Origin of the sequence: uncultured Thiodictyon sp. (assembly GCF_903828115.1) — a bacterium.
In the GTDB taxonomy this organism is placed as follows: Bacteria; Pseudomonadota; Gammaproteobacteria; order Chromatiales; family Chromatiaceae; genus Thiodictyon.
In genome coordinates this window covers 1-11390 of the sequence record NZ_CAIKKU010000616.1, presented here as the reverse complement: position 1 = coordinate 11390, position 11390 = coordinate 1, and the positions used below count along the sequence as shown (strand labels likewise).

Below are 11390 nucleotides of genomic sequence, written 5' to 3'. Positions count from 1 at the left end.
CGCTAGCTCGATGGCCAGCGTGCGGGGCGGCGTAGTCAGGGCTTCCAGCCCTGACTGTTCCAGCCCCGACACCGTCAGGCCAGGATGGCCTGACTACGCACTTTCACGGTAAAGCCGCTCCCACAGTTGTTTTCGCCCTGGATCAACTGCAAGTAAGCGCAACTCTGATCCCAGCGAGATTCGTCATGACAAAGCTCGGCTGCGCACCGCCGGACCGGATGGCCGGCGCATCGGTTGATCCGCCTCCCACCTGGACCGGGGTCCCGCCGCCCGCCCCGGGAATCGAGCGCTCGCGGCTGTTTAGGTTCAGCGATGGCGACCGCCTCGAGGACGCGGGCCTGATCCTGGTCGACGGTGGCCGTTTTTCGCGCACCGAGAGCTTCGAGTCGGTGCGCCGGGCCGACGGCGGGCGGACCCTGACGAGTGTCATCGTGGCGGCAGACGGGTCCTATCGGGTCGAGGGCCGCTGGACCTATGACGCCGACGAGACGGCACAGGCGGCCCAGGGGCTGGCCAACTATGGTGGCGTCCCGGCGAGCGTCACGATCCGCGTGGCCGATGCGGTCGCTACCATCACGGTCAGCTCAGACTCAGGTGAGCGCCAGATCACCGCTCCCTGCCGGTCCTGCCTGATCGACATGTCGCCCAGCGCCCTGCCGATGTTCACCATGACCCGCCGCTACGACGCGGCGCAAGGCGGGGTGCAGTCATTCGATTGGATCGGCCGGGGACTGACCCATGACGTCGAGTTGACCGAGGTGCGGGCCGATCTGCGCAGGCTCCGCGGGGGGGAATTGTCAGGGCCGGATGGCGCGCTGGTGGCGGCGGCTCAGTATCATTTCGTCGAAACCTTCAAAGACCCGGGTACCGGCCACAGTATCCAGATCCCTTTCAACCTTTATGTCGATGGAGCCCGACGCCCGCTCGGTTTCGCGTGTCGCGCCATGGGTACCACGGCGATCGGTATCCGCAGCGGCTTCGCGGACCTCACGCAGCGGATGCCGCCGGTGTTCGAGGCGGATACCGTGCCTTGAGGTTAGGTTTACCGTGAAAGTGCGTAGTCAGACCATCCTGGCCTGACGGTGTCGGGGCTGGAACAGTCAGGGCTGGAAGCCCTGACTACGCCGCCCCGCACGCTGGCCATCAAGCTAGCGGTCCAGAGGACTTTCATGTTCCGGGGTGGCGCGGGTGCCATGACCGTTAGCCGGACCAGGGCCGCTGCGACGCGAAGTCGACCGGCTAAAGCCTCGACCTCCTGTGCCCTCGCGGCCGAAACGACGATCAAGGCTTTCTCTCGCACCCCAAGGTGTATCGCTTCTCCGATTACGACAACGACAACGACAACGATCGTGTCTACCTTGCTGTTGACTCGTTACTGATCCTGTCTCTACCCGACCTCAAGCCGGTCCTCGACTGCTATCGGGATCAGAACTCCGCTTAACCAGCAGGAACTCCAGCAGCGCCTTCTGCACATGCAGCCGATTCTCCGCTTCGTCCCACACCACCGACTGGGGGCCGTCGATGACCGCGGCGGCCACCTCCTCCCCCCGGTGGGCAGGCAGGCAGTGCATGAAGAGGGCGTCGGGGGCGGCGCACGCCATCAGTGCCTCGCTGACCTGGTAGGGCGCGAACAGGGCCGCGCGCGCGGCGTGCTCGCCCTCCTGGTGCATGCTCGCCCACACGTCGGTGGCGATCAGGTCGGCCCCCGCCGCCGCCGCCAGGGGGTCGTGCAGGACGGTGCAGCGCTCGCCGGCCGCGGCCAGCAGGTCGGCAGCCGGCTCGAACCCGGCGGGGCAGCCGACGCGCAGCTCGAAATCGAAGAGCCGCGCCGCCTCCAGGTAGGTCTGGCACATATTGTTGCCGTCGCCGATCCAGGCCACCCGGCGCCCGCGGATGTCACCGCGGTGCTCGCAATAGGTCTGGAGATCGGCCAGCACCTGGCAGGGGTGCAGGCGATTGGTCAGGCCGTTGATGACCGGGACCTGGGAGTAGGCCGCGAAGCGCTCCACCGTCGTCTGCTCGAAGGTGCGGATCATCACCGCGTCGACCATGCGCGAGAGGACCCGGGCGGCGTCCTCGACCGGTTCACCGCGCCCGAGCTGGGTGTCGCGCGCCGACAGGAACAGTGCATGACCGCCCAGTTGGGTCATCCCGGCCTCGAAGGAGACCCGGGTGCGGGTGGACGACTTCTCGAAGATCATCGCGAGCGTGCGGTGTCGCAGGGGGCGGTAGTCCTCCCCGCGGCGGTGCATCGCCTTCAATTCGGTACCGCGTGCCAGCAGGGCGCGGGCCTCGTCGGCGGTCAGATCGTTGAGTGACAGTAGGTGCCGACAGGTAGCTTGCATCGGGGGTCCATAGCTCCGGGATGTGATCGAGCGCGCGCTCAAGGGGCGGTGAGGAAACGGCGGATCAGGGTGCTCAAGACCTCGACTAAGTGGGTCGCCTGGTCCGGCTCGATGATCAGCGGGGGCAGGAGCCGGATCACCCGCTCGGCGGTGACATTGATCAGCAGCCCCGCGCTCAGGGCCGACATCACCAGCTCGGCACAGGGGCGGTCCAGCTCGATGCCGAGCATCAGGCCCCGACCGCGCACCGCCACGACCCCCGGGACCCGGGCCAGGGACGCCTGGAAGGCGTCGCGCAGGGCCGCCCCCTGGGTCGCCGCATGTTCGACCAGGCCTTGTGCGGCGATGGTCTCCAGCACCGCCCGCGCCGCCCGACAGGCGAGCGGATTGCCGCCGAAGGTGGAACCATGGGTGCCGGGGCCGAAGACCTCCGCGGCCGCCCCGCGCGCCACGCAGGCGCCGATCGGCACGCCGTTGCCGAGCGCCTTGGCGAGCGTGATCACATCCGGCACGATCGCGGTATGCTGGAAGGCGAACCAGCGCCCGGTGCGGCCGATCCCGGTCTGGATCTCGTCCAGGATCAGCAGCCACCCCTCGCGGTCGCAGATGCGCCGCAGGGCCGGCAGGTAGTCGTCCCTGGGGATGTTGATGCCGCCCTCGCCCTGGATCGGCTCCACCAGGATGGCGACGATATTCTTGCGATTGGCGGCGGCGGTCTCCACCGCCCCGATGTCGTCGTAGGGGACGCGCACGAAGCCCTGCACCAGGGGCTCGAAGCCGGCCTGGACGCGGCGGTTGCCGGTGGCCGTCAGGGTCGCCAGGGTGCGGCCGTGGAAGCTGTTCTCCATCACCAGGATGGCCGGATGCTCGACCCCGCGCTGATGGGCGTAGAGCCGCGCCAGTTTGATCGCCGCCTCGTTGGCCTCGGCCCCCGAGTTGCCGAAAAACACCCGGTCCATGCCCGCGAGGCTGGTCAGCAGGGCGCCCAGGCGCTCCTGTTCGGCGATGCGGTAGATGTTGGAGGTATGCACCAGCAGCCCGGCCTGCTCGCACAGGGCGTCGCGCACCGCCGGGTGGGCGTGGCCCAGGCCACACACGGCGATCCCGGCCAGGGCGTCCAGGTAGCGCGTGCCGGCATCGTCCCACAGCCAGACCCCTTCGCCCCGCGCGAAGGTGACCGGCAGCCGCTTGTAGGTCGTCATCAAGGGTTCGCTCATCAGGGCAGGCCCCACCGTGTTGGCTCCGGGACGGGCGCCATGCCACGTCCAAAAAACAAAAAGGCGGCTTCTCCACGCGGGAAACCGCCGTGACCGAAAAGGTGAAGCCGTCAACGATAGCGCGTCTCCCCTAAGGGAGACAAGTGTTTGGGTTCACGGGGCCCGGATCAAGGGGTAATCGAGATCCCGGGTACGTTGTCGTTGTCGTTGTCGTGGTCGGATTGTTCGATTACGACAACGACAACGACAACGACAACGACGCCCGGTCCGTAAAAAGGTCCGGTCGCTGTAGGGTACGGGATCGGCGTCAACACATCAGCTCTGATCGCGCCCCAGCGCGACCTGGGCGCGGACAAGGACGCGGGCAAGCGGCTAAGATGCATCCCCTGGCCGGGGGGCGCTCCCTGGCCTCCCCGTCCGCTCCGGGTTCCCAAGGACTTGCCGCAATGCACACCGCCGACCGCCAACGCCTGCGCGAGCTGATCGTCCGCCTGCCCCGCTGGGGCGGCCGGGACACCCGGGGCGCCCTGTACGCGGACCTGACCTGGGACCTGACCACGCGGGACCCCGAGCCGATGCCGCCGACCCCGGCGGACGCGGCGGAGCGCCTGATCGAATTGGCCCTGGCCGCACCCAGCGGCCCCGGGATGCGCGGCCTGCTGGAAGACCTGCGCGAGTTGGGGGCAGACGGCGCCGCGGGGTCGCGGGCCCTCGCCGAACTGGCCGCCGGGCTCACGGACGCCGCGCCGCCAAGGCCCTGGGCCGGGGAGCCCTATCCCGGGCTGCGCCCTCTGGAGTGCCGACAGGCCCCGCTCTTTTTCGGTCGCCGGGCCGCGACCCGGGACCTGCTGCGCCGCCTGAGCGCCCCCGCGGGCGCGCGCCTGATCTTGGTCGCCGGAGTGCTCGGGTGCGGCAAATCGTCCCTGGTCCAGGCGGGCGTCGCGGGGCGACTCGCGGCGGGCGAGCTGCCGCGCCTGCCCGCGGCCGCGCACTGGCAGGTCAGCAGCATGGTCCCGGCCGGACACGGGGGCGATCCCTTCCTGGCCCTGACCTACGGGCTGGCGCGCGAGCCCGGGATAGCGCCCTTCGATGCGCCCACCGAGGCCGCCGCCATCAAGGGTTACGGCGCCCCGGCCCTGGCCGGGCTGCTCGCGCGCGTCCTGGCCGGACGGCCGGCGGACGCCTGCTGGCTCCTGGTCATCGACCAGTTCGAGGAACTGTTCACCGCGGTCGACGAGGACCTGGCCGGGGAATTCCTGGAGACCCTGATCGAGGCCCTGGAAGAGCCGCGGCTGCGCCTCCTGGGCACCCTGCGGGTCGACCTGCTGCACCGCTGCTGCGCCCTGCCGGACCTGGCGCGGGTCCTCAATGCCGGGGGACTCTATTGCCTGGCGCCGCCGTCGCGGCCCAGCCTGGAACGGATGATCCTGGGGCCCCTGACCGAACTGGAACTGGCCGCGCCGATGCAGATCGAACCCGCACTGGTGGAGCACCTCCTGCGCGACGCGAGCGGCCAGGCGGGCGGGCTGGCACTGCTGGCCGATGCGCTCAAAGACACCTACGATCAGGCCAGACAGCGGGGGGGGGCCGCGGCCGTGATGACCCTGGACCTCTACGCGGGACACCGCCACGGCGGGCTCAAGGCGGTGATCGCCCGCCGGGCGGAGCGCGCCCTGGACCGCAGCGGGCCCGCGGCCCGCACGACCCTGAACCGGCTCTTCTCCCAACTCATCGCGGTGGCGCCGGACGGCACCGCTGCCCGGCGGCGCCTGGCGTGGGTCAAGCTCGCCGCCCAACCCCAGACCGCGGCCCTGGCGCAGGCCCTGGCGGCGCCCGACACCCGCCTGATCAAGATCGGCCAGGGCGAGCGCGCCACGGTCGAGATCGTCCACGAGGCCCTGCTGCAGGAGTGGCCAGCCCTGCGCCATTGGATCGAGCGCCGCCGCGAGGCCCTGCGCGCGCGCGAGCAGTTGGAGGTGGAGGCGCGCACCTGGGCGGCCATCGGCTATCCGCCGGACTTGCGGTGGCGCCACGAGGTGTTGGAGTCGGCCCGCACCCTGCTGGCCGAGACCGGCCTGCTCGACGAACTGGAGCGCAACCTGGACCTCTCGTCCTTCCTGACCCCGGAGCCCGAGTGGCTGCTCTGCGAGATCCTGTGCTCCCGGGTGGAGCCCGTGCAGCGCGAGGAGATCGGCCTGCGCCTGGCCCAGATCGGCGATCCGCGCCCCGGGGTCGGGGTGGCGGACGGTCTCCCCGCCATCCGCTGGTGCACCATACCGGCCGGCGAGGTGCTGATCGAGGGTCACGGGCTCTTTGCGGTCGCACCCCTGCGGATTGCCGCCTACCCGGTCACCCAGTGCCAGTTCGTCGCCTTCCTGGAGGCTGCTGACGGCTTCGCCTCGCCCAAGTGGTGGACGGACCTGCGCCAGACCCCCCCGGTCAGCGGTCCCGCGCGCCGCCACGGCAACTATCCCGCCACCCAGGTGAACTGGCTCGAGGCCACCGCCTTCTGCCGCTGGTTGAGCGCCCGTCTGGGCTACAGCGTGCGGCTGCCCGACGAGTGGGAGTGGCAATGGGCGGCCCAGGGCGCGCGCCCCGGCTTCATCTATCCCTGGGGCCGGGACTGGCGCGAGGGCCACGCCAACACCGATGAAGGCGCGGTCGGACGCGCCACCGCGGTCGGCATGTACCCGGCCGGGCGCAGCGCCCAAGGCGTCTACGACTTGGCCGGCAACACCTGGGAATGGTGCCGCAACCGCTACGACAAACCGAAGATCATCGCCGCCGACCCCGACCGCTCGCGCGTCCTGCGCGGCGGCTCCTGGCGCGTCAACATGGGCTTCTCCCGCGCCGACTTCCGGCTCGACGGCCTGCCCGAGGACCGTATGGGCGGCAGCAGCTTTCGGGTGGTGACGGGGGATTGAGGGTGCGGGCTGGAAAGAGGACTGGTCCGCAAATGAACGCAAATGAACCCAAAGAAGAGAAGATCAGCGAGGTCGCTATGCCTTGGAACATCGCGAGTGCGAAACAACAGTTTTCCGATCTGGTGCGCCGGGCGGTCGTCGAACCCCAACTGATCTACAACCGCAAGCGCCTGGTGGCCGCGGTAATCGATGCGGCGCAGTACCAGGCGTTCAAGGAATGGTCGGAACAGGCAAACCGGCGCACCCTTGGAGACGAACTGGCCGAACTGCGTCAGATCATGGACGAGGAGGATTACGCACTGGTGCCGGCGCCGCGCGCGACCAGGCCCAACGCCCTGGTCCAGACGCTGGAGGAGGACGGGCGTGACCTATCTGGTTGACACCAATGTCATCAGCGAACTGCTGATTGCCGCCACGGCCTGGGCTCATGACCTGACCTTGGCGACCCGTAATACGCCCGATTTCGAGGATTGCGGTATCCGGTTGTTGAATCCGTTCAGCGACGCCTGACTGATCCGACTGAAGCAGGCCCGCTGGACAGAGAGGGAACAAAGGTTCGGAACGGGGCGAATGCCCCGTCCCGCGGTGGGGCCCCCCAACCCACAACCGGGCGGCCGCACCGGGCACGCGAACTGCCCGTTACCACTGGGCCATCCTGTCCGCGCGGCGGTTCGCGTTCCTCCCGCCCCCTCCCGCCGGGAGGGGGCGTTTTACGACGGTCGGTTCTGGTGATCCTTGACGGCTCTGGTTTTAGCCGGATTTGTGATCAAGGTTCCCTTGACAAATGCCCAATCTGTACTAGTTTTGAAGGCAGTGGCCGATGTCCCGTGGATTGACCGTGGGTGCCGCATGATGATGGCGCCGCGGATTCCATCGCGCGCGCAAGCCGCACGGCCCGCGGTCAGCGAGGCTGGCCGTCCCCAAACCAAGCGGACCCATGAGTCCGTCAACTGGAGTTCGAGCAATGAAAGCCAAGGCGGTTTCCAATTTACTGATCGGTGGCGGGGCGGGGCTGTTACTGTCGACTGGGGCTATTGCCACTCCCTATACCAATACGTTGGGGACCATCTGTAAGAACTACAGCGCCGGCGACTTGAAATACATTGACTATGTCGATTTATCGACAGCCAGCATTAAATCCGCCACCACCACGGTTATCTGCCCACTATCGCGGGATACCCAGTCCACTAAAGGCGCCACGGCTTACGTGGACGTTACGCACAGCGCAAATGCGACCACCGCTTGCACCCTTTATAGCTATTCCTACACCGGAACTTTGCTGGGCTCAGTCTCCCGAACCTGGACCGGCACTGGCTTTCATGGGTTCACCCTCGTGGTTCCCGCGTCCGATGCCTACAGCGACTATGCCGTGGTGTGCAACATCCCGGGATCGAAGGTGGGCAGAATTTGGGATGTCGACCTACAGGAATGGTAAATACGCCAGCCGCAACTGGGTCGAGGTGAGTGTGACGACTGTGCTGTGCGCAGACCGCACCGACCGCAGTCGGTCAGAGCGGTGTTCCCGAATCGAATCGGACTGATGAGTCCGTCAAGCGGAGTTGCAAGCGATGAAAGCCAAGGCAGTTGCCAATTTGCTGAACGGTGTCGGTGGCCTGGTGGGGCTGTTACTGTCGACCGGGGCTGTTGCCGTTCCCTATACCAATACGTCGGGGGCCATCTGCAAGAACCTCGATGCCCCCGACGCAAGCTACATCGACTATTTACCCGCGGGAGTACGCAGCCTCAAATCTGCCGCGACGAGTATTATTTGCCCCCTGTCGCGGGATACTATGTCCTCAAAAGGTGCCGTGGGTTACGTGGATGTTTATCATAGCGTAAGTGCGACGACCGCCTGCACCCTCTATAGCTATAGCAAGGATGCATCGTCGCGACTGGGGCTTTACTCTCAGACCTGGACCGGCGCGGGCTTTCATGAGTTCAAACTCTTACTTAACGCTAATGGCAAGTCCGGGCCTCACAGCAGCTATGTCATGGTTTGCATAATCCCGCAGTCGCAGCGCGGTAAGATCATGGGTGTCGATCTATGGGAACAGTGACTTCCTTGGTCGTACGGCGTTCAGTCAGCCAGACCGGGTGTTCCCAAACTAATCAGACCGACGGGTCCGTCAAGCAGGAGTTCAAGCAATGAAAGCCAAGGCAGTTTCCAATTTGCTGATCGGTGGCATGGTGTGGCTGTTACTGTCAACGGCGGCTGCTGCCGGTGACCCTGCCCTAACCTTTACGTCGGGGACCATCTGCAAGAACCAATTGGCCGCCGACGCGGGCTACATCGATTATGTGCCTTGGGGGGTGTACAGCATAAAAAACTCCTCTACAAATGTTGTCTGCCCCCTCTCGCGGGATACCACGAATGCAAAGGGCGCAACAGTTTATGTCTATATTCGACACGACGCATTTCAGGATACCCAGTGCGTTTTCGTGAGCCAATCTAGGACCGGATCAATACTGGCTCTGGGGACCCAAATATGGTCCGGCTCTGGCAATGGTTCTATAGTAATCAAAATCGTTGATGGCAAGTCAAGTTTTACTAGCGACTATTACCTGTCCTGCTCCATCCCCGGATCAGCCCACGGTTTTATCACGGGTATCGAATTATTAGAGGAATAATTGATGTTGCCGATCAAGAGCCAATCCGCTGCCTGGCTGGCCCTGACCATCGCGACGATGGCGCTGGGCCTGGCCCTCTGGGGCCAGCGGGTGCCGCCCCCGGCACCCCCAGGGCCGCCCCAGAACGCCCGACAGGCAGAGGCGACGACTCAGGCAGTGACCCCCGTCAGTTCATCCCCGGCGTCGGGGGGCCAGGCCGATGGGTACCTGATCCAGGAAGTGGCCGCCCTGAGGCAGGAAGTAAGGCGCCTGCGGGGCATGGTCGCCAACCTGCGCCGTGACTCCCAGCCGGACGCCGAGCAGGCCCTGGCCGCCCAGGCCGAGAGGGACCTCAAGGCGCGGGACCCCGAGGCCCTGCGGCGCGACAGCGAGCTCGAGCGCGTGCAGCAGTTGCGGGAAGCCGACGCAAAGTTTCAACGCGAGCGGCGTGACGCCGCGTGGGCGCAATCGACGGCAGTCAAACTGCAGGAGGCGATGGACTCCGTGGAGTTGCCCCCCGCCCTGGTGCGTGCCGTCGACTGCCGGGCGCAGACCTGTCGGGTCGAACTCGCGGGTGGTGTCAACGAGGGCGGCGCGGGGGAGACCTCCGTCTCGGTGGATAAGGCCCTGCCCATGCTGGCCCTGGCATTGGCGGAGAGCCTGCCGGCGATAACCGCATACGAGGTCGATAACGGTCACGCGGGTACGACGACCGTGCTGTTTCTCTCGCGCGATGCCCAGTAAACCGGGTGGGAGCGCGAGATGCTCGCCCGCTAGCGGCTGGCCCTCCGCCAGCCCCGCCGCCGGTCTTGTGCGGGGTGCCCAGATCCACCCCGGGCCGCCTGCCTGAGCCGCAAGGACGATCACCGAGGCCTATACGGACGCTGTCGCGCCGTTCGGTCCCGTGCCTGGGCGCCGGGGCCGGCAGGCCAAGGGCTCGGTCCTGTCATCCGCCGCCAAGCAGTGCGTCCAGGTCCAATGGCGCTCGGTCCGCACAGCGGACCGGGACCTATTGTGTAAGCATTTTCCAGACAAATCGCAGCCGGGGGCTTGTCTGTGCATACCTGTTTTGGGTATGCTCATACCCAATATGGGCACAAAACCTTCAGCCGCCTTGAAATCGCCACCCGCGCCGCGCGGCGCGGGCCTTGCTGACGCACTGTTCACCGGCACCCAGCAGCGGGTGCTGGGGCTCTTGTTCGGGCAGCCTGATCGGAGTTTTTACGCCACGGAACTGATCGGCTTGGCGGGCTGCGGCTCGGGCGCGGTGCAACGCGAGTTGGCGCGCCTGGCCCACGGCGGGCTGCTGAGCGTCCGTCCGGTCGGCAACCGCAAGCATTACCAGGCCAACCCGGACTCTCCCGTATTCGCAGAGCTGTGCGGACTCGCCCAGAAGACGGTCGGCCTGGCGGAGCCACTGCGCCTGGCCTTACAGCCCTTAGCGCCGCGGATCGATGCGGCCTTTGTGTTTGGGTCGGTGGCCAAGCGGCAGGACACCGCGACGAGCGATATCGATCTGATGTTGGTCAGCGACACGCTGAGCTACGCCGACGCCTATGGGGCACTGGAGAGCGCAAGCGCCCGTCTGGGCCGAACGGTGAACCCGACGATCTTATCGCGCGCGGCCCTGGCTGCGCGGTTGAGCGACGATAACGCCTTTGTCACGCGCGTGCTGTCGCAGCCCAAGATCTGGCTGATCGGAGGACAAGATGCCCTCGGCGTTTGAGAACCTGTGTGGCCCCGGAAAGCCGCTGAAGCCCGAGCCGCCTGATGCGAAGGAGTTTGCGGGTCTGTTGCGCTCAGGCAAGGCACGTCTGGGACAAATTGCACGGTCGGCTCGGCGCGGACTCGTACGCCTTGCAGGAACTCGCCCTGACCCCCGACGACGCGGACGCCCAGGCGGCCCTGCGCCTTGCAGTCAAACGACTCCTGCTGTCTGATCCCATCCTGACGGATCAACTCGCCGACCTGCTCAATCAGGTCAAGCCAGCCGCAGTCACTCAAGTCGGGATACGCGGAAACGCCAATGTCGTCGCCCAGGGCGCGGGTGCAGTCGCCCCCGGACCCGGCAGTGTCGTGGTGGGCGGCAGCCTGCGCGGGTCGACTATCAATACCCGCCATCGCGAATGAGATAAGGCGTGACTGGCTGCCCTTGGTAACGAGTCAAACGCAAACGCAAACGCAATCGTGGTCGTGGTCGTGGTCGTGGTCGTGGTCGGCCTTGATCATAACCCCGGCCTATCAGCCAACGGCGAGGTCTATGGTCCGCACAGCGGACCCTACGGCCCCGCGCCCGT

14 protein-coding genes are annotated in these 11390 nt (G+C 66.7%); 12 read left to right on the top strand and 2 right to left on the bottom strand.

Annotation, left to right across the window (positions count from 1 at the left end):
- Nucleotides 1-185: 185 nt before the first annotated feature.
- The gene (locus QZY48_RS23330) at nt 186-1034 is read left to right on the top strand and encodes a VCBS domain-containing protein (protein WP_295435595.1); all 849 of its coding nucleotides are present in this window, start codon (nt 186-188) and stop codon (nt 1032-1034) included.
- A 159-nt stretch (nt 1035-1193) separates the two neighbouring features.
- Complete coding sequence (locus QZY48_RS23325; protein ID WP_295435593.1) at nt 1194-1379, top strand: hypothetical protein; 186 nt, start codon at nt 1194-1196, stop codon at nt 1377-1379.
- An 18-nt stretch (nt 1380-1397) separates the two neighbouring features.
- Here QZY48_RS23325 and argF read toward each other — a convergent pair whose 3' ends face one another.
- Nucleotides 1398-2345: an ornithine carbamoyltransferase gene (gene argF, locus QZY48_RS23320; protein WP_295435591.1), complete on the bottom strand. Its 948-nt coding sequence runs from the start codon at nt 2343-2345 to the stop codon at nt 1398-1400.
- Nucleotides 2346-2383: 38 nt separating this feature from the next.
- Nucleotides 2384-3562 (bottom strand): aspartate aminotransferase family protein, encoded by a 1179-nt coding sequence (locus tag QZY48_RS23315; RefSeq protein WP_295435589.1) that lies wholly within the window; start codon nt 3560-3562, stop codon nt 2384-2386.
- Between the two features lie 147 nt (nt 3563-3709).
- On the opposite strand from QZY48_RS23315, the gene QZY48_RS23310 reads away from it, so the two are divergent.
- The 10 genes from QZY48_RS23310 to QZY48_RS23265 all read left to right on the top strand — a co-directional run bounded on the left by QZY48_RS23310 (nt 3710) and on the right by QZY48_RS23265 (nt 11223).
- Nucleotides 3710-3835: a hypothetical protein gene (locus QZY48_RS23310; protein ID WP_295435588.1), complete on the top strand. Its 126-nt coding sequence runs from the start codon at nt 3710-3712 to the stop codon at nt 3833-3835.
- Nucleotides 3836-4008: 173 nt separating this feature from the next.
- Nucleotides 4009-6486, top strand: a complete 2478-nt coding sequence (locus tag QZY48_RS23305) for an SUMF1/EgtB/PvdO family nonheme iron enzyme (RefSeq protein ID WP_295435586.1) — start codon at nt 4009-4011, stop codon at nt 6484-6486.
- Between the two features lie 32 nt (nt 6487-6518).
- Nucleotides 6519-6866 (top strand): type II toxin-antitoxin system Phd/YefM family antitoxin, encoded by a 348-nt coding sequence (locus tag QZY48_RS23300; RefSeq protein ID WP_295435584.1) that lies wholly within the window; start codon nt 6519-6521, stop codon nt 6864-6866.
- On the top strand, nt 6850-6996 hold the full coding sequence (locus QZY48_RS23295; RefSeq protein WP_295435583.1) for a hypothetical protein: 147 nt from the start codon (nt 6850-6852) through the stop codon (nt 6994-6996). The genes QZY48_RS23300 and QZY48_RS23295 overlap by 17 nt, the downstream gene beginning before the upstream one ends.
- Before the next feature lie 454 nt (nt 6997-7450).
- The gene (locus QZY48_RS23290; protein ID WP_295435582.1) at nt 7451-7921 is read left to right on the top strand and encodes a hypothetical protein; all 471 of its coding nucleotides are present in this window, start codon (nt 7451-7453) and stop codon (nt 7919-7921) included.
- Between the two features lie 133 nt (nt 7922-8054).
- Entirely contained in the window at nt 8055-8543 is a 489-nt protein-coding gene (locus tag QZY48_RS23285; protein WP_295435581.1) for a hypothetical protein, read from the top strand.
- 88 nt (nt 8544-8631) lie between these two features.
- A complete protein-coding gene (locus QZY48_RS23280; RefSeq protein ID WP_295435580.1) occupies nt 8632-9114 on the top strand; it encodes a hypothetical protein in 483 nt (160 codons plus the stop codon).
- A gap of 3 nt (nt 9115-9117) precedes the next feature.
- Entirely contained in the window at nt 9118-9837 is a 720-nt protein-coding gene (locus QZY48_RS23275; protein WP_295435578.1) for a hypothetical protein, read from the top strand.
- A gap of 370 nt (nt 9838-10207) precedes the next feature.
- Nucleotides 10208-10819, top strand: coding sequence for a transcriptional regulator (locus QZY48_RS23270; protein ID WP_295435576.1), 612 nt, complete (start codon nt 10208-10210; stop codon nt 10817-10819).
- Between the two features lie 131 nt (nt 10820-10950).
- Nucleotides 10951-11223: a hypothetical protein gene (locus tag QZY48_RS23265; RefSeq protein ID WP_295435574.1), complete on the top strand. Its 273-nt coding sequence runs from the start codon at nt 10951-10953 to the stop codon at nt 11221-11223.
- Nucleotides 11224-11390: the final 167 nt, after the last annotated feature.